20 protein-coding genes are annotated in these 26,166 nt (G+C 62.4%); 6 read left to right on the top strand and 14 right to left on the bottom strand.

The window, feature by feature from the left end; translation table 11 throughout:
- Nucleotides 1–425 precede the first annotated feature (425 nt).
- Nucleotides 426–1,325 carry a LysR family transcriptional regulator gene (locus tag HOLFODRAFT_RS0203385; protein ID WP_005031286.1) on the bottom strand — a complete coding sequence of 300 codons (900 nt, stop codon included), beginning with the start codon at nt 1,323–1,325 and terminating at the stop codon, nt 426–428.
- A gap of 771 nt (nt 1,326–2,096) precedes the next feature.
- Here HOLFODRAFT_RS0203385 and HOLFODRAFT_RS0203380 point away from each other — a divergent pair.
- From HOLFODRAFT_RS0203380 to HOLFODRAFT_RS19100, 3 genes are all read left to right on the top strand, one after another.
- Nucleotides 2,097–3,593 (top strand): UbiD family decarboxylase, encoded by a 1,497-nt coding sequence (locus HOLFODRAFT_RS0203380; RefSeq protein WP_005031287.1) that lies wholly within the window; start codon nt 2,097–2,099, stop codon nt 3,591–3,593.
- A 61-nt stretch (nt 3,594–3,654) separates the two neighbouring features.
- On the top strand, nt 3,655–4,254 hold the full coding sequence (locus HOLFODRAFT_RS0203375) for a UbiX family flavin prenyltransferase (protein WP_005031289.1): 600 nt from the start codon (nt 3,655–3,657) through the stop codon (nt 4,252–4,254).
- 378 nt (nt 4,255–4,632) lie between these two features.
- Complete coding sequence (locus tag HOLFODRAFT_RS19100) at nt 4,633–6,009, top strand: IS1380 family transposase (RefSeq protein ID WP_005031292.1); 1,377 nt, start codon at nt 4,633–4,635, stop codon at nt 6,007–6,009.
- Between the two features lie 540 nt (nt 6,010–6,549).
- Here HOLFODRAFT_RS19100 and HOLFODRAFT_RS24340 read toward each other — a convergent pair.
- On the bottom strand, nt 6,550–7,347 hold the full coding sequence (locus tag HOLFODRAFT_RS24340) for a hypothetical protein (protein WP_005032803.1): 798 nt from the start codon (nt 7,345–7,347) through the stop codon (nt 6,550–6,552).
- Between the two features lie 221 nt (nt 7,348–7,568).
- Between HOLFODRAFT_RS24340 and HOLFODRAFT_RS19095 the strand changes: the two genes are divergently transcribed.
- Entirely contained in the window at nt 7,569–10,457 is a 2,889-nt protein-coding gene (locus tag HOLFODRAFT_RS19095) for a PD-(D/E)XK nuclease family protein (protein WP_005032801.1), read from the top strand.
- A gap of 1 nt (nt 10,458) precedes the next feature.
- Entirely contained in the window at nt 10,459–13,545 is a 3,087-nt protein-coding gene (locus tag HOLFODRAFT_RS0203355; RefSeq protein ID WP_005032800.1) for a UvrD-helicase domain-containing protein, read from the top strand.
- A 119-nt stretch (nt 13,546–13,664) separates the two neighbouring features.
- Here HOLFODRAFT_RS0203355 and HOLFODRAFT_RS19090 read toward each other — a convergent pair whose 3' ends face one another.
- From HOLFODRAFT_RS19090 to HOLFODRAFT_RS0203305, 10 genes are all read right to left on the bottom strand, one after another.
- A complete protein-coding gene (locus HOLFODRAFT_RS19090; protein ID WP_005032798.1) occupies nt 13,665–13,847 on the bottom strand; it encodes a hypothetical protein in 183 nt (60 codons plus the stop codon).
- A 22-nt stretch (nt 13,848–13,869) separates the two neighbouring features.
- Nucleotides 13,870–14,400, bottom strand: a complete 531-nt coding sequence (locus tag HOLFODRAFT_RS19085; RefSeq protein ID WP_005032796.1) for an HD domain-containing protein — start codon at nt 14,398–14,400, stop codon at nt 13,870–13,872.
- Between the two features lie 4 nt (nt 14,401–14,404).
- Complete coding sequence (locus HOLFODRAFT_RS0203340; protein ID WP_005032794.1) at nt 14,405–14,902, bottom strand: hypothetical protein; 498 nt, start codon at nt 14,900–14,902, stop codon at nt 14,405–14,407.
- 40 nt (nt 14,903–14,942) lie between these two features.
- Nucleotides 14,943–15,716 carry a uracil-DNA glycosylase family protein gene (locus HOLFODRAFT_RS22525; protein ID WP_005032792.1) on the bottom strand — a complete coding sequence of 258 codons (774 nt, stop codon included), beginning with the start codon at nt 15,714–15,716 and terminating at the stop codon, nt 14,943–14,945.
- A gap of 23 nt (nt 15,717–15,739) precedes the next feature.
- Complete coding sequence (locus tag HOLFODRAFT_RS0203330; protein ID WP_005032789.1) at nt 15,740–16,471, bottom strand: hypothetical protein; 732 nt, start codon at nt 16,469–16,471, stop codon at nt 15,740–15,742.
- A 4-nt stretch (nt 16,472–16,475) separates the two neighbouring features.
- Nucleotides 16,476–16,910, bottom strand: coding sequence for a hypothetical protein (locus tag HOLFODRAFT_RS0203325; RefSeq protein WP_005032787.1), 435 nt, complete (start codon nt 16,908–16,910; stop codon nt 16,476–16,478).
- A complete protein-coding gene (locus HOLFODRAFT_RS0203320) occupies nt 16,907–17,392 on the bottom strand; it encodes a hypothetical protein (RefSeq protein WP_005032786.1) in 486 nt (161 codons plus the stop codon). Before HOLFODRAFT_RS0203320 ends, HOLFODRAFT_RS0203325 begins: the two co-directional genes overlap by 4 nt.
- Entirely contained in the window at nt 17,389–17,832 is a 444-nt protein-coding gene (locus HOLFODRAFT_RS0203315; protein ID WP_005032783.1) for a hypothetical protein, read from the bottom strand. Before HOLFODRAFT_RS0203315 ends, HOLFODRAFT_RS0203320 begins: the two co-directional genes overlap by 4 nt.
- A 637-nt stretch (nt 17,833–18,469) precedes the next feature.
- The gene (locus HOLFODRAFT_RS0203310; RefSeq protein WP_005032779.1) at nt 18,470–19,270 is read right to left on the bottom strand and encodes a tetratricopeptide repeat protein; all 801 of its coding nucleotides are present in this window, start codon (nt 19,268–19,270) and stop codon (nt 18,470–18,472) included.
- A gap of 34 nt (nt 19,271–19,304) precedes the next feature.
- Nucleotides 19,305–21,401 (bottom strand): AAA family ATPase, encoded by a 2,097-nt coding sequence (locus HOLFODRAFT_RS0203305; protein WP_005032776.1) that lies wholly within the window; start codon nt 21,399–21,401, stop codon nt 19,305–19,307.
- A 91-nt stretch (nt 21,402–21,492) separates the two neighbouring features.
- On the opposite strand from HOLFODRAFT_RS0203305, the gene HOLFODRAFT_RS0203300 reads away from it, so the two are divergent.
- Entirely contained in the window at nt 21,493–23,058 is a 1,566-nt protein-coding gene (locus HOLFODRAFT_RS0203300) for a hypothetical protein (protein ID WP_005032773.1), read from the top strand.
- 79 nt (nt 23,059–23,137) lie between these two features.
- On the opposite strand, the gene HOLFODRAFT_RS22520 is transcribed toward HOLFODRAFT_RS0203300, so the two are convergent.
- Both HOLFODRAFT_RS22520 and HOLFODRAFT_RS0203290 read right to left on the bottom strand, forming a co-directional pair.
- A complete protein-coding gene (locus HOLFODRAFT_RS22520) occupies nt 23,138–24,349 on the bottom strand; it encodes an ATP-binding protein (protein WP_005032769.1) in 1,212 nt (403 codons plus the stop codon).
- Between the two features lie 3 nt (nt 24,350–24,352).
- A complete protein-coding gene (locus HOLFODRAFT_RS0203290) occupies nt 24,353–25,849 on the bottom strand; it encodes a vWA domain-containing protein (protein WP_005032766.1) in 1,497 nt (498 codons plus the stop codon).
- Between the last annotated feature and the right edge of the window lie 317 nt (nt 25,850–26,166).

Here is a 26,166-nt window from a genome sequence, read left to right as displayed (position 1 = left end):
GGACTGTCGGGCTCAGCAGTCAGCAATCCCTGGGCGACAGGGGGACCTGGCGTCCCCAAAAGTGGATCAGCAGGCGCGATTTCCCCATAGCCCTCGCCCAACTCCCCCGCCGCTCCGGGCTTGTTCAACACCGCATTTCATCGGTGGGGGCTCCGTCTACCTGAGGCAGCCTCGCCCACGCCCCACCGACGAAATGCTCACTGTTTTTGAGGTGGTTCGACAGGATAGAAACCCCTCAACTCCCGACCAAGCGGGAGTGATGGAGATGCACTAATGCTGAAGATATTGCCACTAAATCGGTGAATTTAGTTCATGTGTGGCAATTACCCAAAAACGAACCGTCGTCAAAACACAGACCGGGATCGTATGTCTTCAAACCCGACTCACGAAAGGCACCCGTGCCTCCGTCCCGCCTCAAGGCGCAATCAGTCCTTCAGGGCCAGGTCTGAGCGGTATGCCTTCAACACCTCGAGATAGCTCAATAGCAGGGGAGAAGTGCTCTCCTTGCGCCAGACCGCTGTGATCTCCACCGGAGGAAGGGGGGGATCGAGCGGGAGGAATACGATCCCGGGAAGGTGGTACCTGGAGAACATTTCCGGCACCAGGGAGATCCCCAGCCCTGCCCCCACCAGAAGGAGACCGGTCTGGATCAGGCGAATGTGAAGCTCCTTCGCGGGCTCGACCCCCGCCATATGAAGGGCAAAGTGGATCTTCGCGTAGAGCCCCGGAAAGGGGTGATTTTCGGGCACGATCAGCACCTCGGAAGCCAGCGCCCTGAGGTCGAAACTTTCTGCTCCCGCCAGGAGGTGATCCACCGGCAGGACAGCCATCAGTTGGGGCCTGGCCAAGGTGAGGGTATTGAAGACCGGATCGTCGACCGTCGCGATGACGAGAGCCAGGTCCACCGTCCGATCATAAAGCCCCGAGAACTGCTCACGGGGGGAGGACTCAAGCAACTTGAGGTCCACAGAGGGATTCTGCTCCTGGAAGACTTTGAGGGTGGTGGGCAGAACATCAAGCGCCGCGCTGGTGATGAAGGAGACGCTAAGCAGCCCGGCATGCCCGGAAGCAACTCGCCGGGTCTCCTCCCGGGCTCGATCCGCATCCCTAAGCAGCGCCTTGGCCTTTTCAAAGAAAAGCCGGCCCGCCGGGGTCAACAGGACCTTCCGATTGTTCCGCTCGAAGAGGACCGCCCCGAGCTCCTCCTCCAACTGGTGGATCTGTTGACTCAGGGAGGGCTGGGCGATATGCATGGCCTCCGAAGCACGGCGAAAATGGAGGTGCTCGGCTACGGCGACGAAATAGCGGATCTGGCGAAATTCCATGGAGATTTCCTTGCAGGATTGCTTTACTGACTTCGATAGAAAGACGCGATCAATGGATAATCCAAAAAGTATTGGACGTCCCTTGGCTCTTTTATAATTCTGGTACGATCGTACCATATGCCTCAAGCGAATTCCTTCACTTTTGCTCGGTGGCCACATGCATTAATGGGCCGTTACCGCACGGAGACCTTTCAGCAAAAGATAGGACATGGAAATTTCCAGCCAGATCGACTTGATCGCCAGGGGTACTCCCCATTTCCGATAGAAGGACGCGATCAATGGACGACCATAAAAGTATTGGACGCTCTTTAGCGTCCCCGTGAAAAATGGTACAAACGTACCACGTAATCCACCCCCATGCCATCACCCCCTGGCTCCTCGCGCAGGCCCCCCCTTCCCTGATTGACAAAGTCAGGTCCATGCATACTTTTGCCACTGAATGAAACCGCATTTGAGGCATTCCATATTGAAGATAATGACCATCAAGTCCGCCCAAATGCCACCGGGGCTCTTTGAAGGACAAAATGACATTGGCCACCCCAATGGATAGCGAAACACGATCAATCAGCGGCCATAAAAGTATTGGACGCCCCCCAGGGTGTCGCGAATGATGGTACGAACGTACCGCTCTGTGCAACAGATCTCCTACTTTTGCGCGTAATACAAACGCATAAGTGTCATTGCTCCTGATTAACCAAATCAGGCCCATGTAATTGTGACGCGGTCTTGAAACCCGATTCCTTGCGCCACTAACAAATGAAAGGACTACCCATGACTTCACAGCCTGAGATCACAGACCTGCGATCTGCGCTGAGGTTCCTGTCCCAGATTCCGGGACAGCTTGTCTGCACGGACGAGGCGGTTGACCCCATCGCCGAGCTCTCAGGCGTATACCGCTATATCGGCGCGGGCGGCACCACCATGCGTCCCACGAAGTCCGGTCCTGCCATGGTCTTCAATAATATCAAGGGATTCCCTGGCGCCCGGGTGAACATCGGCATGCTGGCAGACCGTAAGCGGGTAGCCATGCTGCTGGGCACGACCATCGACCGCCTGGGCTTCCACATGTGCGATGCCCTCAATCACCCCATCGATCCCGTCTTCGTCCCCAAGGCGCAGGCCCCCAGCCAGGAAGTAGTCCATCTGGCCTCCGAGCCCGGGTTCGATATCCGCAAGCTCATCCCCGCCCCCACCAATACCCCCGTGGACGCCGGCCCATTCATCACCATGGGCCTCTGCTGCGCCTCCGACCCTGAGACCGGCGAAACGGATGTGACCATCCATCGCCTCTGCCTGCAGGGTCCCGACACCCTCTCCATGTTCATCTCCATGGGCCGCCACCTGGGAACCTTCCGGGACAAGTACGAGAAGGAAAACAAGGCGATGCCCATCACCATCAACATCGGCCTCGACCCTGCGGTCTACATCGCCGCCTGCTTCGAAGCCCCCTCGACACCCCTGGGCTTCAACGAGCTCAGCATCGCTGGCGCCCTCCGCAAGAAGGCCGTTGAACTGGTGGAAGCCGTCTCCATCAACGGCAAGTCCCTCGCCAAGGCCGAGATCGTCATCGAGGGCGAGCTGCTGCCCCACGAGCGGATGGTTGAAGACGTGAACTCCCACACCGGCCGGGCCATGCCTGAGTTCCCCGGCTACAACGGTCCCGCCAACCCCTCCCTGCCGATCGTCAAGGTCAAGGCCGTCACCACCCGGGTAAACCCCATCATGCAGACCTGCATCGGCTGCAGTGAAGAGCACGTCAACCTCGCCGGAATTCCCACCGAAGCCAGCATCATCCAGCTGATCGGCAAGGCCATCCCCGGCTTCCTGAAGAATGTCTACGCTGCGTCCTGCGGCGGCGGCAAGCTCATGGCGGTGCTGCAGGTCGGAAAGCGCACGCCTGCTGACGAAGGTCGTCAGGGCCAGGCCGCCCTGCTCGCATTCTCGGCCTTCTGCGAGCTCAAGAACGTCTTCCTGGTGGACGAGGACGTCGATCCCTTCGACATGGACGATGTGCTCTTCGCCATGACCACCCGCTACCAGGGGAACCTCGACACCACCTTCCTGCCCAACATCCGGTCCCACCAGCTGGACCCCTCGCAGGATCCCAGGTACAACAACGCGATCCGCGCCCGGGGCCTCGCCTGCAAGACCATCTTCGACTGCACCGTGCCCTGGTCCATCAAGGAAGAGTTCGTTCGGGCTCCCTTCCTGGAAGTCCCCGACTACGAGAAGTATCTCACCCCCTCCGCTAAGCCCCTGGAGCTTTAGTCGTGACCGCCACCAAGTGCTTTTCCGGATCTCTGGATCGTGGGTATGGGAGTTGGGTTAGATGACAGAGAAAAAGGTAAAGCACCTGGTGGTCGGCATGACGGGAGCCAGTGGTGCACCCATTGGTATTGAACTGCTGCAGGCCATGAAACACTTCCCCGACTGGGAGACCCACCTGGTGATCTCCGAAGGGGCGAGGCTCACCATTGAACAGGAAACGGAGTGTTCTCTCGAAGAAGTGGCAGCCCTGGCCACCCGCTGTTACAGGCTGGGTGATGTGGGCGCCCGCATCGCGAGCGGCACCTTCAAGACCCAGGGCATGGTGATCGTGCCCTGCAGCATGAAGACCTTGGCGGGAGTGGCGACGGGCTATTCAGACAATCTGGTTCTCCGTGCCGCAGATGTGGTGATCAAGGAGCGCCGGAAGCTGGTGCTGGTCGCCCGGGAGTCCCCCCTGAGCCCTCTCCACCTGCAGAACATGCAGAAGGCGGCAGACCTGGGGGCACTCATCCTGCCGCCGGTTCTCACCTTCTACAACCACCCCGCCAGCATCCAGGACATGACCCGGCACATCGTCGGCAAGATCCTTGATGTCTTCGATCTCGAAATGCCCAACTTCAGGCGCTGGGATGGCGGGAGCGTAGAGCAGTCAAAGGGGTAGAGAGGGCCCTCGGGAAGGACAACCGCCCGAAGGGTGCTGTCAACAACACCTCGAACTAAAGGAGCCGACCACCCAGCCAGCTCACACAATCTGCAGCCAATCCGTCATCGGCTAATAGGACCACCGTAACACTAATCGAAAGGAAAAGCTATGCGCCCAATCGCAGTCAGTCAGATGATTGACAAAGCAAGCTTCAATAATTTCTTCAAAAGCGTTCTCGCAATCTGCCTCATCACCACCATTTGCGATGGCTTTGATATCAACATCCTGAATCCGTGAGCCGATTTCGCATAAATCCAATACAAGAAGAACTATATCAATACTAGCGTCACTAACTTTCTGCCGCCCAACTTCACGGCGGCTGTGAGGTGGGTGGCGATGAAGATGAAGCGGATCGGACTGCAGGCATCGGAAGGACTGGAGCTGACAGGGGCGGGCGGGCTTCTCCTGGCGGGGGCGCTGCTGGAGCGGTTCACCCGCTTGCGGGCAGACTTCAACAAGCAGCTCGCCAAGGGGCCCGGTGCGATCCCCATCGGCGACACGCTGGTGCCTATGGTGGCGGTGCTCTGCACCGGCAAGAGTGACTTCGAGGCGATTTCGGGGCTTCGCCATACATCCTGGGCCGCCAAGGCCCTGCAGGTGAGCTGGGTAGCTTCGCCGGAGACGGTGCGGCAGAACCTGGATCTCCTCGGGAGGCGGGCTTTCCCCATGAGCCTTGGCCTGATCGAACGCGCGATCCTCGACGTGGTGCGCAACACGCGGATGCCGCTGACCCCCCTGTGGACGGGACACGTGGCGCTCGACATCGACCCCACGCCACAGGACAACAGCCGGACCCACAAGGAGGGCCTCGGCTGGACCTACAAGGGCTTCGACGGCTATACCCCCATCGTGGCCTACGCGGGAGTCGAGGGATTCCTCATCGGCGCGGAGTTCCGCGAAGGGCAGCACAATGGCCAGAAGGGGGCCCCGGCCTTCATCTCCAAGCAGATCCGGCGCCTACGGTCTCTGGGTGTCGATCAGGTCCTGGCGCGCCTGGATAGTGGTTTCGACGCGGCGGAGACCTTCGCTGCCATGGAAGAGGAAGGCGTAGACTTCCTCGTGAAGGCCAACCCCCGCCGGGAGGGCCTCGGTCTCTGGATCGAGCAGGCCAAGCTCCTGCCCGGCAGCTTCTGGGAGCGCCCCCTGCCCAATCTGCGAGTCACCTACTTCACCCGCCGCGAGGTGAAGGTCTGGCAGGGGTTGGAGATCGAGGTCCGGCGTGTGGTTCGCGTCGTCAAGCGCCTGGTGGTCGAGAAGGCTTCCCCCGAGGGTCACGAACCCATCCTGAGGCGGTGGGTTGATTACGAAGCCGAGGCTTGGTTCACCAGTCTGGAGCTCCCGGAACGCGATGTGGTGCGGCTCTACGAGGACCATGGGACGAGCGAGCAGTTCCACGCCGAGCTCAAGGGCGAACTGGACCTGGAGCGGCTTCCCAGTGGCAAATTCAACACCAACGCCCTCGTGTTCCAGCTCGGTTGCCTCGCATACAATGTGCTGAGAGTGCTTGGCTTGAAGGGCAAGGCCGTGTTCCGCCACCGCCATCCCACGAAGCGCAAGCGCCTCAAGACAGTGGTGCAGGAGCTGATCATCCTGCCTGCCCGCGTTCTGAAGGGCTCCAACCAGCTCAAGCTCGACCTCGGCAATCACCCCGCCAAGGCCGAGATCCTCGCCCTGTTCCGCGAGTTGATCCCGCCCCTCGGCAAAGCCGCCTGACCCCACCCGCAACCGATTCAAGAGGCCTGGACTCGGCCGGAGGCCTGCCCGAGTAACTACCTGGGGGCGCCGAACAGCATGATCTGCCACCTGGTTCCCCCCGCCGAAGCCGAAGAAGGCCCCCTCAGCGGCCTTCATTGCCTGTCGAGGGGATGGGGGCTGGCTAGGCGATCGCATGGCTCACGGATTCACGATGGATGCAAACGTTGCCCTCATCCAGAGAGTTGCCGGCAGAGACAGGCCAGCGGCCAGGGGTTTTCGGAGTCGCGTTCTCGGGGGCATCCACCTTCATGTATGTCGTGGACGGCCCCCTCGAAGGCAGCGCACAGGGTGCTGGAAACCGTGATGGAGTTGCCTACGTTCCAGCCCGACCCCACGCCGTCCCGTGTAGCTTTGCCCCATGGCCGTCTGTTGCTAGCTAGGCCGGTGTGGCGACCAGCCGTTTGCCGATCCCCACCAGGGCTTTCGCAGCTGCATGGAGGCCAGGAAGAGTGATGCCATCGTTGTCGGTGAGGTTGAGGAAGATTGGAGACACTTTGACTATTTGTTGGATTGAATTTGTATGCTGACAATTTTATTGATGGGTAAGTGTCTAGATGTAAAATGAAATTTTCCATTTTCACAGCTATTTAATAGTTTTGTGTCGATGTGTTTGCAGACTGATTCTGGTAAAAGTTCGGTTTGTTTAATCTCTTGGGCTGAATCGCCTAATGTTTGACTCTTTTTAAATCCGACTGCATAAAATTTAATTATAAACGATGATTGTTTGTTTAGTATATCTGCTAATTCCTTTAGTGCGGGGGCATTTACTGAGCCATCTTTTAATATCCAACCATTATTTCGATCGTTCTTGCTATTGTGCTTGTATTCTTTGTAATACTCATTCAATTTGTTATTTAATATGCCAACGTTGCTCGAATCGGTTTGTAGATCAACTGTATAGTAAGTATTATTTTTGTTGAATTCCTTTCGAATTGATCCTGATAAGATTGAATTTATAAGGCATAGTTTTAGTAGAAATTGGTAGCGAAGTTGGCGTATGTTGTTCGAATTTTCTATGTTTTCAAGTTTTGCTTCAACGAATGCAATAATTGTATTCTCATTCGAGTCTTTGCCTATGATTAATGCGTCAGGCTCTCCAAAGCCTGAGTAGCCAAGGGATTTGATTTCACCTTTCTCTTTGATTTTTATTCCAGACCCTCGTCCAAAGCTGGGACGATACCAGATTTGGTCAATTTGATTCATGTTTAAGTCGTCTTTGATTATTTCTCGCATTTTGGCATCGTATAAGGCATATAGTGTGTAGCCGTCTTCACCTGTTAAATGTATATTTGTCATAAGTGGCCTTTTGGTGCGGTATTGTGTTGGTTTATTTGCTGTAATATGTTTTGGCTTGTTTGTCTGCTGAGCTGACTTTGTTGATTCTACTCATTGATTGAAACTGCTATAGTAAATGTTGTAACCCACCCATAGTCTGATTCTATTGTGACAGAAACAAGTCCTCTTTGTTTTTTGTGAAAATGGAGATGTTTTTCTCCTTTCAAGTTTTCAGGAGCCCCATGAGTCACGCCCCTTTCGACGGTGTCCTGCTGGACGATGCGCGTCCTTCCGTATCTGGGGCCTTGGCCATGCTGCTGCATCTGAGGGTGGCGCGGCGGATGGCGGTGGAACTGGGATGGTGTTGGCCCTCCCTGGATTTCGTGCAGGGCAGGGCGCAGGCCTGCCAGGAGTTGATGGCCCACGGGCTGCTCCCTGAAGCCCTGCGGGGGCTTGGGGACAAGGGGCTTTGCCTGGGCGATCTGAAGGCGCCCCACAGCTTGGCCAGTTTGGCGACCCATCTGGAGGCCTACCAGGCCGAGGTGGAATCGGCCGGTTGCCTGGAGCCCGATGCAGCCCTGTGGCGGGCGGTGGATCGGCACCTGGAGGGCCAAAGGGCGCTCTGGATCGAGCGGACGGAAGCGGATGGCCCCATCCTGGCCGGGTTGAAGGACCTTGAGCCCGTCCGCCTGCGGGTCCTGGCCTGCGTGCCGGGACTTTCGGCCCGCTTCGCCCTGGCTACCCGATGGGGGGATGGCAGCTCTGGGCTCTTCGGCAGTTCCCAGCCCTTGGTGGCCTGGCTCCTGGACGGGCTCGAAACCCATGGGCAGGGTTTTGCCAACGATCTGCAACTCTCCGAACCGGAGGGCTGGGGATCGGCTCCCTGGGGACAGGCCCTGGAGGGGCTGTTCGAGGGGCCCCTGGCCCTGGGCACGCATGCAGCCTGCTTCCAGCGCGGCTTGGTCGATGGGCCCCTGGAGCTCCTGCGGCACGGGGTTGAGCAGGTCTGTCGGTGGTTGGAGGAGGGCATCCCTCCCCAGGACATCACGGTCATCCATCCTGAACCCCAGAAGCTCGCACCCTTTCTGGCCCCCATCCTCGCTGAGGAAGGGGTTCGCCTCCATGTGCGGGGCGGGCTGCAGCCTTTGATCGAGAGCGCGGCCTGGAGTCCCCTCTGGGCTCTCCTCTCCGGTCTTCTGCGCCTGGACCCCTGCGGCCTCGCCGCCGGATTGCGGGTCTCCCAGCGGTGGGAGCTCCGGGCCTGGGCGGAGCGTCTGGCTCAGGCCGACCAGGACGGCCTGCCCGCCTTCGAGCGCAGCTTCATCCACCTGAAGGAGTCCGAACGGGTGAAGGCTGAGGGACTGTGGAAAGAGCTCCAGGTTCTGAGGGGTTCCACTCTGTCAGCCAAGGCCTGGGCGGATCGCCTGGAGGACCTGGCTGGCACCATCCGTCTTCCCATGGACTCCGAGGACTTCTTTGCACCCCTTGGCCTGCTGAAGGAGGCCTGGGGAAAGGAGGTGTGGTCCTTTGTCGAGATGCTTCCTGCTCTGCGGGCCTTCCTGGAGGCGGCGCGAAGCGCCCAGGTGCCCCGCGCCCCGGAGGGGCTCCGGCTGGTGGGGCCCGGGACCCTGGTGGATGACTGGTCCGGATCCAGGGCAACCCTGATCCTGGACCTCTCCGAGGGGGCCTGGCCCGGAAGCCCGTCTTCCAACCCCGATCTGGACTGGGACCGGAAGGGTGCCATCAACCAGGCCCTCCTGGAGGCCACCCGATCGGAGGCTCCCGGTCCATTCCCGCCTGCACTTCAGCGCTTCTGGCTCCCCCGCAGTGAGCACGGTGATCAGATCCCCCGCAGCTTCCAGCGGGACGCCTACGCCTTCAACAAGGTGCTGGCCATGACCCAGGAGCATCTGGTGGCGCTCAGTCCCGGCCAGGACGCCAGCGGCCGCACCCGGAGCCAGGGGCCCTTCTGGACTGCGCTGGAGGGAGTCGCTGAGTGGAAGGCCGATCCAACCCGTGCCGCCAGTCGCTTCCGATGGCTGTGGGAGGGGGGCGATCCGGACCCCGTTGCCGACGCCCGCGCCCAGGTGGCACGGCCCCGCAGCTGCGAGGAATCACTCGGTGCCCGGACCCGGCCGGAAGATCGGGTCGCGGAGGCTCGGGAGGCTTGGCTCCGCGGACAATCCCATGTCAGCCCCACCGCCCTTGAATCCCTGGCGCGCTGCCCCTTCCGCTCCATGGCGGAGCGGGTCTGGAGGCTCGGAAGCTCCGACCCTGTCGGCGGCCTCGCGATGGATGTGGGAACCCTCGCCCATCACGTGTTGGAGGAGGCGCTCAAGCCCTATCTGCATTGCAAGGACTGGCCCGCGAGCTTCCGGGAGAAGGCCGGAGGGGATGCCGATACCCTGCTGGTCCATCTCAAGGGTCTCTGGGACCTCCATGGGTCGGACTGGCTTGCCGGGCTGGAGAACATCAAGGAGGAGCAACGGCCCCAGGCGATCCTCGATCTGGAGGCGCTCCTCCCCAATCTGGCGGCCTACCTGGACCTGGACGCCGGGGCCCAGGACCCCACGCCCCAGGAACTGGCCCTCCTCTTTCCTGCAGACAGGCCTGCCAAGGGGGGATGGCGGCGCACCCTTCTCGCCTTGGAGGGTGAGCTCGGTCCCGTGGCACTCGAACTCGATGAGGGGAGGAGTCTCGTCGTGAAGGGCCGGGTGGACCTCCTGGAGCGCTGGGAACACAGTGAGGGCTCCAGCTTCCTCCGCGTGGTGGACTACAAGACCTCCCGGGAGAAGCGCCTGGAGGCGCACGCCGAGGGGGATGCCCCCTTCGCCTCCCACCTTCAGACGCCCCTCTACATGCTGTTGGCAGAGGCTCAGCATAAGCTGCCTGCCACGGCGGTCCTTGTCCCCCTGCGAGAGGAGAGCCCGAAGCCCTTTGTTAAACATCTCAATCTCCTGGAGGCATCGGAGGATTGGCGGGCGCACCTGAGGAAGAACCTGACCGACTTTGATCAGCGCCTGGAGGTAGGGGACTTCCCCCCCACCCCGGGGGAGGCATGCCGCTACTGTGAGCTCGCCGCTCTTTGCGGACGCCCGGTGGATGTCGTGGCGGACGAGGAGGGAGACTGAGATGCGCGATCTGGATCTGAATGCCCCGGGCCTGCTGAATGGATCCCTTGTGGTCAGTGCCAGCGCGGGTTCCGGCAAGACCTTCACCCTGACTGTGCTGGTGAGCGCCGAATTGGGACGGGAGGCGGTCCGCCCCTTCGAGATCCTGGCTACCACCTTCAGCGAGGCGGCGGCGGCGGATCTGCGGGAACGACTGCTCCGGCCCCTCGATCTCCTGGCCTCGCTGGACGAAGCCGCCTGGGCAGGCCTCCTGTCCAAGCTCGTCGATTCGGATGCTTCAGGCTTCGAGGGCTGTCTGAATGGACTTCACCTCTCCGAGCGTTTGAGGAAGTCCATCAAGGAAGTGGCCCAGGCGGCTCCTCTCTGGCGGGGGGCCTCCTGGGCGGCCTCGGCGGAGCGGGCCAGAGCCTTCTGGCGGCGCACCCGTCGCGAGGCCGAGATGCTCCAGGTCTCCACCATCCATAGCCTGGCCCTTGGACTACTGGGGCAGGGGGAAGGGGTGCCGGAGGCCATCCTGGATGCGAGCCATCCCGCCCTACTCCGCGTCCTTCGGCAGGCGGTGCGGGAGGCCCTGCAACTCCCCGAGGAACATCCGGACTTCGCCCCCGCCCACCAGCTGCTAGCCTGGGCCGAGAAGAACTGGGCCTCCCTGTCCTCGGGCCACGATGGCCACCGCGATGCCATGGGGCATCTGGAGTCCGAACACCTTGAGCCCTCCCGCCAGGCCCTCCATGGGGCACTGGAGCGGGCGGAGCAGGCCTTGGCGCCCTTCGCGGCAGAGCCCGGGCGCGCGAAGGACGAAACGAGCCGCTACAGGCACTACTTCAAAAGTTCGTGTGTCTTGCGGATTCCGGGGCCTGATGCGGACCTCGCGCAACGCATCCGCTGGGCGGCACGGCAGAGCGAAAGCGCCGATGCTGCAAAGACGTATTTCACCTGTGAATTCAAGGAGGCTCTTGCGACGCTGGGGCCGGTGGCGGATGCCTGGGAGGCTTGGCTCTGCTGCCTCCTGGTCGGAGCCTTGAGGGGTTTCGAGGCCCTGAAGGCGGAGCAGGGGATGGCGACCTTCGGGGATCTGGTTCGCCGGGCCATCGAAGGGATCGCACAGGGAGGTCTGGAGCCGCCTCGTCCAAAGCTGCTGTTGGTGGACGAATACCAGGACACCTCCCGGGCCCAGGACGCCTTTCTCCATGGCCTGGGAGCGGTGCGCACTGTGCGGGTGGGCGATCTCAAGCAGGCCATCTACGGTTTCCGGGGCGGGGATCCCGACCTGCTCCGGGAGCACCTGGAGAAGGCCGGTGAACGGGCCTTTCGCCTGCCTGCCAACTACCGCTCCACACCCCCGATCGTGGATCTGGCCAATCGCTACGTGGACGAGGTCTGGCCATTGCTGGATTCCGGGGCGTGCGGATTGGATGGGCGCCAGTGCTCTATTGGGGCGAGCGATCTCCGGGTAGGTCTGGTCCGCACGGCCGCACCCTCCCAGGGGACGGATCTGCCGGGGCTTGGGGCATGGATTGCCGCCCTCTCTGGGGAGGGCGGCTGGAGCCGCGCCATCGGCGAGCCAGCCAGTGTGACGCCGCGTCGCCGTGCCCTGCTGCTGCGGCAGCGCACCAAGCTCCCGGCGCTGCTTCTGCTGCTGAAAAAGCAGGGCATCCAGCCCTATGTGGTGGCGAAGGAGGGCTTCTGGGACAGCCCGGGGATCCGCATCGCCATGGCGGCCCTGGAGGCGGTGGCCCATCCTGGCCGTTCGCTGCCCTGCGCGGTGCTCCTCAGGCATCTCGTCGGCATGAGCGATGACCAGCTCACGGCCCTGGCGGGACGCCGGGGGTTGATGGGGCTCGGGGACCTCGACATCCAGGCCTTTCCGGAGGAGCGGCGCGATGCCGTGGCCTGGCTGCTCTCACTTCGCGGCACAAGCACCCGGGAACTGGCAGGGCGCCTGCTGATGCAGGGGCGGCTGTTGGGGTGCCTGCAGGCCCTCCGGTGTCACGGGCGCCTGGAGCCGCTCCGGGCCCGCCGCAACCTGGGAGCCTTCCTCGCCATGCTTCTGGAACTGCCGGAGAGCCCCGCCGTGGCCTTCGCCAGGCTCGACGAGGAACGCCGGGGTGCGGAGCGGGGGGATCTTCCCGCGACCCCCGAGGACGCCGACCTGATCATCCAGACAGCCCACGCCAGCAAGGGCCTGGAATACGAGGATGTCATCCTTCCCCTGCTGAACGCATCGCCCAGGCCTCTGCGGAAAGGCGAGCTCAAAACGGATCCCGAGACGCAGGCGCTTCTTCTGGCCTGGAAGCTGGGGAGCCACGCCGGGAAGACCTATCAGCGGCTCAAACCCCTGTCGGAGGAAAGGCAGCGAAGGGATGACCTCAATCTCCTCTACGTGGCCCTCACCCGGGCCCGGGAACGCATGTGTCTGCTGCTGCAGGCCCCCAAAGAGCCCAAGGCCCACTCTGGTGCCAGGACCTGGGCCGAGTATGGGCATCACCTCGCTGCGGCCCACACGGAGGCCTTGGCCCTCGTCGATCAGTGCCCAGAGGCGGTGATGCCCGTCCGGGCCGAATCCGCCGGGCTGCAAGGCCCTGCCCGGAGAGAGGTCGTCCTCGAAGATGCGGTTCCCGTGCATGCCCATGGGGGGGCCGCTGACCGGACCCGGGCCAAGCGGCAGGGGGAGGAGATCCATGACTACCTCCGGGATCTCCTGATCCGGTGGGAGGAGCCCTCAGCTTTCGCTGCGCGGTTGGGCACCCCGCCCGAGGTGCCCTCGGCGAAGGAGAACGCCAGCCGCTTCCTGGAGCAGTTCGAGGCCAGGGGATGGCGCCATCTCCGAAGGCGGACCGAACTGCCCTTGGCGGGAGCCGCCGCCAGCGGGGCCCTGGGGCGAGCGGACTTGGTGGTGTGGGACCGGGACCGTATCCATCTCCTGGACTTCAAGCATTCCACGGGCTTCGGTGAGGCCGAACTGGCGGGCTACGGGGCTCAGCTCACCCGCTACGCCCAGGTCCTGCGGGAGAACTCCGGCCTTCCCGTGGAGGCCTGGCTTGTGGCGCTGCGGAGCGGGGAGTGGGTGCGGGTGGAGTTGGAGTGAATCGGGGGTTTGCATTCCCCGCCACCTCCTTTCCCTCATTCCATCGGCTTTGTGGGTTCCTCCTGCCTTCTGGCATGGTCACCAAGCCCGCAGGGTGGTCTATGCCGCCAGAAACCAATTCACCCTCGCCTGTGGATCTTGTTGAGTTTGCGGTGCCCGCGCTTTGACTGCCGCGTTGCATTCTCATTCCGGTGCCAGCGGCAGAATGAGCATCCTCCGTTCCTCCGGGTGACGAGATCCTTGTAGCAGCGGCGGTAGACCGTGGGGTTTGCCGTTTCGTCCATCTCCTGTTTCTTGCCCATGGTTTGGGCCTCCTTGCCGTATTCAATCCTTCCGGGGATCGTGATCCCTGCGCGCCCGCTCATGGGCCCAGGGGATGAGTTCCCGGGCCGCGGAAGTGCATAGGAGCCCAGGATCCGGGGTGATGCCCACTCGGCCGAGGTCCAGTCGGTCGGCGTCCCAACAGGCGCCGATGGTGGGGTCTTCGGTGATGAGCCCCTTGGTGTGGAGGCGGCAGGCCTCGTGCAGCCGGTCGAACTGGTCTCCGCTCAGGTGGACCAAGGTGCCCCGGAGTTCGGAGGCGAAGTCGCCGCCCCGAAGGCCGTGGCCGCTGTCCTGGTAATCGTTGATCCGCCGGGAGTCATGGAAGAGTCCGAAGAGGGCGACCACCTCCTCGTCGCCCCCGGTGACTCGGGCGATCCGCAGGCCGTTCTCCATGACCCGCAGCCAGTGGCGGATGCCATGGGTGCCATTGGGGGGCAGGGCATAGGAGTCCAGGATGCGTTTCAGGATGGCCGGATGATCGTGCAGGCCCGTTCCGGGAAGCGTTGTCGTGGGGGTCAGGGCTTGGGTCATGGTCTTATTTTCCGGGTTTGGCCTGGGGGCTCGCCCCCGCCGTGTTCAGGCGCTGGGGTTCACCATCCACCATCAGCAGATCCCAGAGCTTTCCTTTGAGGAGTGGAGCCTTCAGGGGGGCAGCCTGGAATTGGGCCATCAGTTCCTCGGACCATTGCCGCGCTTCCTGCGGATCCACTCCCAGAGAACGGTAGGAGGTCACCAGCCTGGGGTAGGACTGGCGGTCGCCATCCGGCCAGCTGCCCACCACACCCAGCACCCATATGGGGTTGCCCGACGAGCTCTCGAACTGCTCGAACCAGGCCTGCATCTCCTCGGTGCGGCGGATCACCCGGTCCAGGTCCTCGGCGCGGAATGGCAGTGCGCCCATGAGCTTGGGGTCCTCCAAGTGGAGTTCCTCGACCCTCTTCACCGTGTCGCGGTGACGGACGAGGAAGGAGGTGTGCCATGTGTCTTCGATGGTGTCGAAGGCGGGCTCATTGATAGGGCTGTGACTGTTCATGGGTGTGGATTCCAATGACGGATGGAGTTCGGTGTGACTGCTATCGGACCATGTGTTTAGCTCCCCAATCGATCACTCTCTCCTTTCCGATATTGAAAAAACAGTCATTCTTCGTGAATGCGTGGAGTGCGGGGTGCGGGGCACAAGTTTGGTCCGGTTGGTCGGCGGTCAGTGCCGAAAATGCAGCATCTCCTATTTCCTTGGCCCTTCCCCCCAGGTATATCCAACGAAGGGGTAGGGCTGCCATTTGGTGGTGCGTCTGGATTGCCCGAAGCAGGCCCAAGGTGAACTGCCGCCATATGGGAGCATGAATGTCTGGATTATTCTCAAGTGTCGTGAAACTGGTATTGAGCAGCAGGACTCCCTGGCGTTCCCAATGATCAAAAAGCTTGCTTGGCCCAGGGATGACAAATCTCTGGCTCTGGATGGCGCGTCGGATCTCTGCAATTGGGGGGAGCCGGTTTTCGGGGTGCGAGTGACGGTAGAGATTCTTTAGGAAATTCCGCAGGGAAGCGTTGGCTGTTGGCAATAGCCAACAATCATAATTGTTGACCTCGAAAGCTCTTCCCGTCGCGATGGGCCTTCTGGTTATCGCATCCCTCTGGGGGTAAGGATCCTGGCCCAGGATGACAACCTTGACCTTGTTCAGGTCGGTGCTCAAGAACCGCAGGACAAGATCCGCTTCTGGTAGAACATGGTTCAACTGGCCACGCTGACGAAGGGTTTCGACCACTGTCTCTAATTCACTCCAAAGCCCCTGAGGAATGGCTTTTTCCCAAGACTGGTGGATTTGCTTCAGGAAGGGGTTGGGCATCCATATCTCCAATTGAGGACGAATTACAATGCTGTAGATGGGAAGACTGGCGCAGACAAGCCCGTGTTTTCCAAATTCAATAGTTCAATGATTCCTGCTCCCTTGGGGCCTCCGTCGATCCGCAGTTGGCTCCCCTCCACCGAGATCGATCTCCAGATCGGCTCCGGCACCTTTCCTATCCCGGGGTTGAGGGGGCTGACCGGGCTCTCCTGCTGGATGGCCATGGAATCCACTTCCTTCAGGGTGTCCGCTTCGAGCACTAGGATGAGGTCGTAAAGGGTCCAGGACAGGCGGGCCGGGTAACCGTTGCACACTGAGAGGCGCTGGAGCCGTTGTAGCCTTGTCTCCTCGGATTGGGGGGGGCGGGGTTTCCTGCCGCTGGCGTGGGTGCGGGCGAGAATGATCAGGTATTTGTCCCAGGCCACGGCCGAGGCGATATCCGCGGGGATCCCGGCCTGCTTGACCAGGCGCGGTGTGGATTCGTCCTGGGGCCAGTGGTAGTTCCAGATATCCTCGGTGCCGATCACGAAAAGGGTGTCGCCGTGGGAGACCAGGCGCCGTGCATCGGGCAAGGGCGCTTCCATGGATGCCAGGGAAGGCGAGGACTCCGCGAAGTCAAACCAGCACAGGGGAGTATCCACGGCTCCCAGAGCCAGGATACGCCGGGTGCCGTGCAGGACGTCATTCCGGATGAAAGCGGTGAGGGGGAGATGCTTCTTGGCGTAGTCCAGTTGCTGGGCTCGGGTCAACGTCATGGGTTCAGGGCTCCTGATCGAGGTCCTGGGAGGGCGGGTCGGTTTCTACATGGGCCCGGCCGCTGACGGGATCGTCGATGACGATCACCACAGATCTCGGTGCCCTTGAATCGGATGACCATCCCGCCGAGGAGGCCGAATTCATTGGGTTGAGTGAGGAGGACATTGGCAATGATTGTGGCTTGGGGAGGCGCTTTTTGCCAAGGGTTATATCGATCTGGCCTTTTGAAAGCACGGGGTAACAGTCGCTCCCCAAGACCTCGTAAAGGTCCTTCTTGTCCAGTTCCCCTGCCAACCTGGGCGGGACCACCAAGAAACACCAGGAATCTCCGGGCTTCCTGCGGTTCCAGCCCACCTCGTGTAGCTCGGCAGGAGTGGACGCGGCGGCTAAGGCCCGCAGGAAAAGCCCCTTGAGTCTGTCGCGCTCTTCCTGGTTCATCCTGGCCCCTGGCAGGTGGCCGTTGTCATGATCTCCTGGGCCTGGGGAGCGAGCACACAGGGCTTCACCAGGGCCTGCAACTCCTCGGGATTTCCATCGAGGATGTGCTCCAGCACCCACCAGGGCGCGGCGACCTCCTCCTGGCGCACCAGGTCGTGGATGCAGACGCTCATGTGGGGTCCCATGCAGGCTCTGAGGAGGTTGGCGGCGCCTTGAAGGATCTGCTGGCAGCTCAGGGTGCCTTCCAGGGTGCAGCGCTCGCCATGCCCGCGGAAGCGGATGAGGCCGGCGTCCATGGCCACCTTCAGGACTCCCACCCGCCCGACACCATTGAAGTCCGGAACCTGCTCCGTGAGCCTCTTGATGGTCTCCTCGCTCAGCCCCAGTGAGCGGGCATGGGCGGGCTGCCGTATCCAGTGGGCATGTTCATCGATCCAGGCAAATGTGCCGCTTGTGCTGTTGATCCAAGCGCCTTCCTTCATTGAGCCTCCAGTGGGGTTGGGAAGTTGGGGGTGGCTTCTGCTTGGCAGTCGGTTCCGAGATCCCTTTGCAGGTCGGACCATAGTCCGGTTCGCCGATCCTGGCTCCCGAAGGTCTTGATGCTAATGAGCGCCTGGGGTGGGCTGGTCTCGCTCAGGAATCGTGCCGAAGCCTCCAGAATAGTCCGCCAGGGCAGGTCGCCTTCGAGGAGCCAACCCTCGGTGGAGGCGGACACGCGGATGAGGCCTGCTCCCATGGCTTCCACCAGTGTTCTCACCCGGGCCACTCCACGTGCCTTCGGCGTGGGTGACTCGATGTGGGAGACAGCCTCCTCCTCCAACCCCAGGGAGGCGGCATGGGAACCTTGTCCAACCCATGCGGCATGGTCGTCGACCCAGGCATAGGCCCCATTGGAAGCATTGATCCAGGCATATTCCCTCACCGGATGCCTCCGAGGCGTTTCCGGATGGGTGAAGGGGATGGCGTGAGCGTGGACTTGGCCAGGAAGGGGTGCTTGAATATTAAATGATTATTAATATGCTTGTCCGAGAATGCCCTTTGGTTGTCGTGAAGCGAAGTCCGGAATCCCACCATGAATCCTCCCAGACTATATATCCTTGCCGTTCGCGAATTCGGGGTTGTTTGGGGGCGGTTTTTTTCGAAATCTGTAAAATAGCTTCAAAAATCCCCTTTTTTGTCCCTTTGGACCTGCTTTCAGGCAGGTGGGATCGCTGGGTGATCTCGGTGATCGATGCCGAGGGTTTTGATTGATGATGAAATATTTTTAAACACATCTGCGCGACGGCGTGTCATGGCTCCGACGTGTGACCGTGGATCGGTAGGTTTCAGCATCAGAGTGCATGGGTGCTTACCCAGCAGGTACTCCCACACCCCCGAAACCAGAGTGCCTGGTGAAAGATCGAGCATCCCGTCGGCGGTGCTCAGCAGCAGTTTGGTCGGATAGACCTTCCGGGTATTCAGGGACTCGCCTCTGGATAAGGCGAGGTCATCCAGGGGGTGTCGTGGGTCACGGCGGCGCCTCTCGATTTTTCAGGTGAGTCCAAATGTACGCCTCCACTCTAATGGCAGCGCATGGGGGTTTGACCTTCCGGTAACAGGCGGAGACGGCTCTCCTTCGGGTGGACTCGCTGTACGAGCCTTCGGATTCCATTGGGTTGAGCCAGGCCCTCGGCTTCGAGGGGGCCTGCCATGGCGAGGGCCTCCCGGCAGAGGGCTTCGGTGGTCCAGGCATCCCCGAGCTGCCGCTCAAGGCGGGCGAGGGTCACCAGGGCCCTGGCCTCATCCACCAGGAAGCTTGCCCGGTGATAGGCTGCGCAGGCCTTGAACTGCCAATCGCGGGCCTCCCGCGCTGGAAGCAACCGGGCCAGGTCCTCCATCAGTCCGCCATGGTCCATGGAGAAGGGCCCTTTAAGGGCTAGGTCCAGCCAGGCCCGCCCCTCCTCCAGGTGGCCAGCGCGGAGGAGCAGACCGGCAAGCCGGTTGGCGATCCAGTCTTGGCGTTTCTCTGGTGCCACAGCCCCGAATGCTTCCAGGGTATTGCGGGAATGGCGGAGGGCCTCGGATGGGCGATTCGCTTCCAGCAGGCGGATGACCAGGATGGCTCTCGCTTCGGCGAGGTCGACGGGATCGCCCGCCTGCAAGTAAAGCCGGATGGCCAACCGGTTATGCCGGAGGGCGCGTTGTGGCCCCTCCAGTTCTGTAATGAGGGCAGCGAGGTACATCTGGACGTTTCCCTTTTCGGAAAGCGTTCCGCTCTTGCGGGCCATGGCCGACATTTCCCGGGCCTGGGCCAGATCCTCCTCCAGGCTAGCCCGCTCCTCGGGATCGAGGTGGATGGTCCTTTCCGCAGCTCCCTTCATGGTTTGCCCTTTCTCAATGTCTCGTTTCCGGACATCAGAAGCCCACCACCCGCTGCCTCCCCTGGGGCTTGGCCTGGCACTCGGCCCGTAGGCGATCGAGCAGGTCCGCAGCGTCGGTGATGGGACGGAGGCGGGCCTGCCGGAGAACATTGGCGAAGTCACCGGGGGTGAGGAGGCTGAGCTTGGCAAGCCCTTGTTGGAGGGACTCGTCGGTCTGGATGCCCAGTTTGCCCGCCAGATCCTGGCAGAGGCTCCAGGCCTGGGCTGCCTTGAGGTAGTCGAAGCGGATCTTGAGGTCGAAGCGGCGCAGGGAGGCGCTGTCGAGGCTGCCCATGAGGTTGGTGGAGGCGATGAAGATCCCCTCGAAGCCCTCCATCTGGGTGAGCATCTCGTTCACCTGGGAAATCTCCCAGCTCCGCTGGGCCCCTTGGCGGTCCTGGAGGAAGCTGTCAGCCTCATCCAGGAGCAGGACGGCCTGCTCCGCCGAAGCCTCCCGGAACATCCGGGCCATGTTCTTCTCCGTCTCCCCCACCCACATGGACTGGAGGTCCGAGGCCCGCTTCACCAGGAGAGGGCGCTCCAGTACATCGGCCAGATGGCGGCCGAAGGCGCTCTTGCCGGTGCCGGGAGGGCCGTAGAGACAGAGGCGGCCCTCGACCCCCGTCCTGAGTCCGCGCTTCACGGCTTCAAGATCGCAGTCCGTTTGGAGCAGTTCAGGGCGGTAGGTCAGGCTGTTTCCCATGGCCGAGGTCTTCTTCATGGGGGCTCCCATGACCTCCATGGTGTTGGCCACGACCCGGGTGAGCAGCTTGTCGACGCCCTGGTTCTTCAAGGACTTGGGCAGGCTCTGCACCACCCTGACGGCCCGGGCCACCACGGCCGGGGCCAGGTCCTCCTGGGCCACCAGGGGTTCCCGACACATCTCTCCGAGGGAAAGGTCGCCCAGGCAGGTGTCCAGGATCCGGGCCCTGACCTTCCGGGGTGGGATCTCCATGGCGAGCACGTAGTCGAAGCGGCGCAGATAGGCCTCGTCCATGGTTGAGGTGCGATTGGTGATCCAGATGGCCGGGATGGGGTTCTCTTCCAGGATCCGGTTGATCCAGCCCTTCATACCGGATTTCTCTGCCTGACGTCCCAGGATTCCCTCTGCTTTTTCGGGCTTCTGGAAGACATCCTCCACCTCGTCAAAAAGGACGAGCGCCTTGCGGTTCTTCCGGAGGGTGGCCTGGGAGAGGCGGTAGGCCTGAAAGCGCTTGGGGCCGGGAATGGGCTGCCCTTCCATGTTCTCCGTGGCGACTTCGAAAAGCTGGGTTCCCAGGTGCTGGGCCAGGGCGCGGGCGAACTGGGTCTTGCCGGTGCCCGGCACACCGTGGATGAGCACATTCACGCCCTTCTGGCGGCGCTTCAGAGCCCCCCCCAGATGGGCGGTCAGGATACCCAGATCCTCATGGAGATGGTGATAGTCGCTGATGCCGAGGCGGGGTTCCGGGGCGAGGGCGTAGCTGTTCGCAAAGATGCAGTGGGGGTCCGCAAGCTTCATCCAGAGCCGGTCCCCCAGGCCTTCCTGGAGTTCGATCTTGGAACTGAAATCCCAGCGGCGGTTCATGTCGACGGCCAGGAGTCCCGAGGTCGCCAGGGCGCTGGTGGGACGCAACGCCTCCTGGATGACGGCGTAGGAGACACCCAGCAGGCGGGCCAGGGCTGTCACAAGGTTGGCTGCGCTGAGATTGCCGAGGAGGTCGAGGGCCAAGCACAACGTTGGTTCCTGGCTATGCAGCACCAGGAGGAGCAGGAGTTGTCTTTCCACGGTGGACAGGCCCAGGAGGTCCCCGATCCACTGCAGGTTGCGGGTCAGGATCGCCCTTTCGGGCGCCTTGGGGGGTTCCACCCCGTTCTTGCGGGAGAGGTCCCGCAGGGTCTCCAGAGCCAGGGTGGAGGAAAATTCCCCGTCAACCTTGCATTCGCCCAGTCCCAGCCAGTCGGCCAGGGTAGTGTCGCTGAAGAAATGGGGCTGGATGAAGTTCTTGTGGCCCCCGAGTTCGGCAAGGGCCTTGAGTGCCCAGTGGCGGACCAGGGGGCGGAAGGGGTTGCTGATGCTGGAGGTGATGATGGCCTTTTTCCGTCTGCCCATGGAGTCTCCTGAGGATGCTCAGTATGGGGAGCTTGGTGCGACATCTGTTGTCTCACGATGGCTTCCATGCTTGCGCTGGGAGGATGGGGTGATGGATGCTTGCGAGACAGAGGTGAGGACGGAGCGTTTCAATCCCCTGGTGGAAACCCTGCGACTGGCCAAGGTGCCTGCCGTCCCCCTGCTGAAGCAGGCGGAAAACTTCGGTCTGACGCCCGAGGAAATGGTTCGGGAGGCGAGGCGCTTCGTGACCTGTGAACACCCTGAGGCGCAGCGCCTGGCCGCGCTCTGTCTGGTCTTCGGCACGGTCTGCAACTGGCAGCCCCTCCTGGGGGCGCTGTTGCCCCATGCCTCTCTGATTTCGGGGTGCTTCTTCAATCGCTTGAGGTCCCGGGATGAAGCCGATCCCAGGTTGGCAGGCTTGGAGGCCCTGAGGGACCTCGTGGAGGACAGTTACCGCTTCGGGTTCAGGGTGCTTCGGCGCTTGGGATGGCCCGGGTCCCACCGGGGGTGGGCGACCATGCCCCGAAGCCTTGAGTGGTTGGACCAGGGCCGGGACCTTCTGGGCATCCGTCTGGATCTGAATGGGGGCGTGAGTCGGGCGGAGGCGTGGGGCGACCTGTTGGTGGATGAGCTCCATCTGAGGGATTGCCGGGTGCCTCCCCGGTTGAGGTGGACCGAAGGCCATGGATACTATGGCGGCGGATCGCGCTCGCTCAGGCTCTTTCGGGTTCAGGGCCTGAGGGAAGTCTTCGGAGGCGATACGCCGGATATCCGGGTGGTCGCAGTGGACTGCCCGACCCTGGAGCGGGTGCCCGGTCCTGCGGAAGTCCTGGTGCTGAAGGATTGTCCCAGGGTGCGGGAAGTCTTCCTCCCGGAGACGGTGGCCCTGCTGCACCTGGAGTGCTGTCATGGGTTGCGCTCGTTCGATACGGGGGATCGGGGCACCCTGGTCTGCCGCACGGTGGTGCTTGCGGACTGCCGAAACCTGAAGGTGCTTCCGGCATACTTCCACGTTGAAAAGAGCATGACCCTGCGGCGTGTGGCGGGCTTTGACCGATGGCCCACCCATCTGTGGGTCCGGGGTAGCCTGCGCATTCAGGATTGTCCTGATATGGAAACGCTTCCTCCGGTGGAGGTGGGAGGAGATCTGGTGATTTCCGGGGCTTCGGGTCTCCGCGCCCTTTCGCCGGGCTCCATCATCGGAGGGCACCTGGACCTCCGGGCCTGCAATCACTTGAAGGCCATACCCAGGGGCGTGCAGGTGGGTGGCAACCTCTATCTGCCGCCCCATCTGGCCGTGAGGGCGTCCGTACCGACCATGGTTCCCTCAGACCCTCTGCTGGAGATGCCCCGGGATCGGTACCCGGAACTGCACGATCTTCTGAAATCGCTCCGCTTCCAGGAACTGTGCCTCCAACAAGACTGGATCGCGCTCCGGGAGGAGGGTGAGGCCATACTCCTGCGGCTCCGCCGGGAACTGCTGGAGAATCCCCGCGTCCTGTCGGAACTCCTGTGGACGGCCTCGGAGGCATGGCGAGACCTCTCGGAGGAGCGCTGGGAAAGGGATCGGGAGTGGGGCTTCCACTGGGATCGACCTGAAGAGGACTTCCCCAGCGCCTGGTTCCAGGGCCTGTTGATGGGGGCAGAGGCGGCCTGAAGTGTAACCGTCAAGTTCCTATCGGAAGCCGTCCAGCCCGGGGGGAGCTGGACGGCTTCTGCATTCTGTTGCCCGGAACCTACGCTGCATCCTCCTGGCTCAATGCCTCAAGGAATCCCTGAAAGGACGGCATCTCGCTCAGGGTCCTGACCGCCGAGAAGAAACGGAGGTTGGGGAGACCCGAGGAGGGATGACGGTGCTTCTCTGTGCTCCGCCAGGCCCTGCGCAGGGAGAAGACGGCCACTTCCTCAAAGCCCTCCCTGGCGAGGCGCCCCAGGACAACGCCCACGGCATGCCCCATGGGATCCCGCTCCCCGAGGGGCACGCTGGCGGAAACCGTGAGGTGGTCCGCCAGGGCAGTGCCCAGGATCCATGCCTGATCCAGTTGTCCCTGGCTGGGGAGTCTCACGCCTTCGGGGTTTTCCAGGAGCTTGGAGGCTTCGGGAACCACTTCCGCATGGGCCTGGAATGCCTGGAAGAGTTGGGCCGCTTCCACGCCCACGGCCGCCTGGACCATGCGGCCCTTGAGGCGCTCCGGGCTGCAGGGCAGGGCGAAGCCGACCCCCGCCCAGGTTCTCGGCGTGGGCTGCTGAGGGCTGGGGCTCTGGGGATCGAAGTGGTTCAGGTAGCCCGGGTGTCTCGCCAGGAAGGCCCGCACCAGGGGTGAGAATCCCTTCTGGCTCCCTGCCCAGTCCAGCCAGGCTTCGTGGTCTACCTTCAGTTCGAAGTGGGCGCAGCGGTTGCTGAAGGCGGTGTCCATGCTCCGGACGCCCGCCCGGTCCTCCAGGCGGTTCCCCGCCATGCAGACCACCGATCCCTTGGGAAGCGAGAATCCTCCGGAGGTGGTCCTTCCCGTGATGAGTTGGAAGAGGGCGTTGCGTACCGAGGGATCGCAGCGGTTGGGTTCGTCGATGAAGAGCACGAAGGGACGCGTGGGATCCAAGGCCGCCGGGGTGGCCCAGCGGGTGACCTTGAAGGCGTGGTCGCCGCCATCGGGGAGGCGGCGCACCAGTTCCTCCACCGTGGGCACCCCCAGGAGGTCCTCCACGTTGAGTTCCGGTGCGCTGAGGGTCACCACGCCAAGGGTGTCGAGGGCTTGGCCGCATCGCTGGGAGGCCCAGGCCACCAGTCGGCGCTCTGTGCCCAGGGCCTGCACCAGGGCGGTCTTTCCGATGCCTGGACTCCCGTAGAGCATCAGGGCCAACCCGCTGTGGGCCGTGGCCACTGCCAGGTCCGGCAGGTCGCCGGGCAGGATGGCCGGCAGGTAGACAGGTTCAATGGCTTCAGCCATGCTTCACTCCGTTTCAGTGCGGGTTTCGATGGAAAGAGCGTCATAGCCAAACTTCGGCTCCGGGAGAACGCCGGTGCTGACGACCAGAATGTCGAAGGGCCACGCATCGGCCCGGGGCCAGAAGACATAACCATCCGTGAGGAGGATGCCGAAGGTCAGGGGTGTCTGCCCCAGGCCCTCCGGGGTGCCGAGGTATTCGATGACGCAGCGCGGGTCGGTGCCCCCACCGCCCTGAAGTTGCAGATCCCTTGAGCGGATGGAGGCCATCAAGTCCTCGGGATGCTCCAGAACCAAGTCCTCCTGGACCGCCGCATCCCAGGTGATCAGACGCACCGGGGAGCCGGCCCCCTGCAGGATGCCCCCCAGTTCACCCAGGAATGCTCCCAGTTCTTCGGGGCTGATACTGCCCGAGACATCCACGAAGACTCCCACCGGGGCGCGATCGTGCATGGGGCCGGGAAGGACACAGCCGAGGGCGGCGGAGCGACGGCCGGGCCGCGAAAAGGTGCGACGCCTGCCGCAGAGCCGCCCATGGAGCTTCTGGGCCAGCTTTACCTGCCAGGGGATCTGAGGGTTCAGGAGGGGGCCCAGGAGCTTCTGTGCCCAGCCCGGAAGACTGCCCGGGGATCTGTCGCCACTCATGGCCTGTTCCGCTGCCTCCAGGAGGTGCTTCCGCCAGTTGTCCCGCAGGGCATCCCGCTCAGCTTCCGTCAGGCTGCCCCATACGTCGAACCAGAGGTCGCCCGGGCCCGGACCCATGATTCGGAAGAGGGCCAGCAGGCGGTCCCGGGTTGCCTCGTCGCAGGCTTCCATGGTGGAAGGCATCTCGCCCCGGATTCTTTCAGGGATGCGCCGGAGTGCGTCCCAGGCCTGCTGGCGGGTGGATTCATCGAGGGCCTCGGGGTCCATTCCGCGCCCCACGGCCTGCCCGAGGGCGACCTTCTCGCCGCGGGACATATGCTCGACGGCATCCCTGATGCAAGCGCCATCCCCCAGTCCCAGATCGCCGAGGTCCGCCGGGAGGCGGTCGTAGATCAGCTCGGCCGGGAGCCCCCTGAACTGGGGATCCAGCAGGGGTTTGAAGGCCTCCGGGATGGACAGGAAGCCGTCGTAGAATTCGCTTTCATCGATGAGTTGATTGATGGCGAAGTCGTGGGCCAGGTTCCAGCGCAGGGCCTTGCGGTTGCCGCAGCGGGGGAAGGCGTCCAGGGCCAGATGCAGGGCTTCATGCAGCAGCACCGCCCGAAGGGCCGGAAGCTCCAGAGCCTCCAGGAAGGATTTGCTGAAGGTGCAGATTCCCCGGCCATCCACGCAGGCCGTGCCCAGGCGCTCGTCTTCCGTGACCAGCACCGGCATCCGCAGTACCAGAGCACCCAGGAAGGGAGACTTCGTGACCAGGCTTTCCCGGGCCTTGAAAAGCCGGGCCTTGAGATTACCCATCCCCTCGGTCAGGGGTTGGGGTGGGGTCTGGGATTCCGTGAAAACCGATGCCTCGTCCATGGGAAGAGTATCGGATTCGGGTGGCGACAAAGGGTGTCGCAGTATGGGGTCCACATTGGACTGAGGAAAAGGACCGACATGATGGAGCCCAAATTAAGAAACCAGAACCGAATCATCATCGACGGGTGGTCCAACCCGGACAGCAGGGCTGCCTACGAATACGCTTGGCCCATGGAACCCAAGACGGCGGAACTGTATCGATCAGGTCGGCAGTGTCTGGATTGCAGTGGTTATGCGAAGTTCAATGCGGATTGGGGTCTGTGTGCGGGGAATCGATCTCGCCACTTCACAGAGACGGTGTTTGAGCATTTTACGTG

Origin of the sequence: Holophaga foetida DSM 6591 (assembly GCF_000242615.2) — a bacterium.
Classification (GTDB): domain Bacteria; phylum Acidobacteriota; class Holophagae; order Holophagales; family Holophagaceae; genus Holophaga; species Holophaga foetida.
This window is presented reverse-complemented; position numbering and strand designations above follow the sequence as displayed.

Excerpts from the sequence above, each read along its gene's own strand:
- HOLFODRAFT_RS0203385 (WP_005031286.1), bottom strand. The coding sequence starts at position 1,325 with ATGGAATTTCGCCAGATCCGCTATTTCGTCGCCGTAGCCGAGCACCTC.
- HOLFODRAFT_RS0203380 (WP_005031287.1), top strand. The coding sequence starts at position 2,097 with ATGACTTCACAGCCTGAGATCACAGACCTGCGATCTGCGCTGAGGTTC.
- HOLFODRAFT_RS0203375 (WP_005031289.1), top strand. The coding sequence starts at position 3,655 with ATGACAGAGAAAAAGGTAAAGCACCTGGTGGTCGGCATGACGGGAGCC.
- HOLFODRAFT_RS19100 (WP_005031292.1), top strand. The coding sequence starts at position 4,633 with ATGAAGATGAAGCGGATCGGACTGCAGGCATCGGAAGGACTGGAGCTG.
- HOLFODRAFT_RS24340 (WP_005032803.1), bottom strand. The coding sequence starts at position 7,347 with ATGACAAATATACATTTAACAGGTGAAGACGGCTACACACTATATGCC.
- HOLFODRAFT_RS19095 (WP_005032801.1), top strand. The coding sequence starts at position 7,569 with ATGAGTCACGCCCCTTTCGACGGTGTCCTGCTGGACGATGCGCGTCCT.
- HOLFODRAFT_RS0203355 (WP_005032800.1), top strand. The coding sequence starts at position 10,459 with ATGCGCGATCTGGATCTGAATGCCCCGGGCCTGCTGAATGGATCCCTT.
- HOLFODRAFT_RS19090 (WP_005032798.1), bottom strand. The coding sequence starts at position 13,847 with ATGGGCAAGAAACAGGAGATGGACGAAACGGCAAACCCCACGGTCTAC.
- HOLFODRAFT_RS19085 (WP_005032796.1), bottom strand. The coding sequence starts at position 14,400 with ATGACCCAAGCCCTGACCCCCACGACAACGCTTCCCGGAACGGGCCTG.
- HOLFODRAFT_RS0203340 (WP_005032794.1), bottom strand. The coding sequence starts at position 14,902 with ATGAACAGTCACAGCCCTATCAATGAGCCCGCCTTCGACACCATCGAA.
- HOLFODRAFT_RS22525 (WP_005032792.1), bottom strand. The coding sequence starts at position 15,716 with ATGCCCAACCCCTTCCTGAAGCAAATCCACCAGTCTTGGGAAAAAGCC.
- HOLFODRAFT_RS0203330 (WP_005032789.1), bottom strand. The coding sequence starts at position 16,471 with ATGACGTTGACCCGAGCCCAGCAACTGGACTACGCCAAGAAGCATCTC.
- HOLFODRAFT_RS0203325 (WP_005032787.1), bottom strand. The coding sequence starts at position 16,910 with ATGAACCAGGAAGAGCGCGACAGACTCAAGGGGCTTTTCCTGCGGGCC.
- HOLFODRAFT_RS0203320 (WP_005032786.1), bottom strand. The coding sequence starts at position 17,392 with ATGAAGGAAGGCGCTTGGATCAACAGCACAAGCGGCACATTTGCCTGG.
- HOLFODRAFT_RS0203310 (WP_005032779.1), bottom strand. The coding sequence starts at position 19,270 with ATGAAGGGAGCTGCGGAAAGGACCATCCACCTCGATCCCGAGGAGCGG.
- HOLFODRAFT_RS0203305 (WP_005032776.1), bottom strand. The coding sequence starts at position 21,401 with ATGGGCAGACGGAAAAAGGCCATCATCACCTCCAGCATCAGCAACCCC.
- HOLFODRAFT_RS0203300 (WP_005032773.1), top strand. The coding sequence starts at position 21,493 with ATGGATGCTTGCGAGACAGAGGTGAGGACGGAGCGTTTCAATCCCCTG.
- HOLFODRAFT_RS22520 (WP_005032769.1), bottom strand. The coding sequence starts at position 24,349 with ATGGCTGAAGCCATTGAACCTGTCTACCTGCCGGCCATCCTGCCCGGC.
- HOLFODRAFT_RS0203290 (WP_005032766.1), bottom strand. The coding sequence starts at position 25,849 with ATGGACGAGGCATCGGTTTTCACGGAATCCCAGACCCCACCCCAACCC.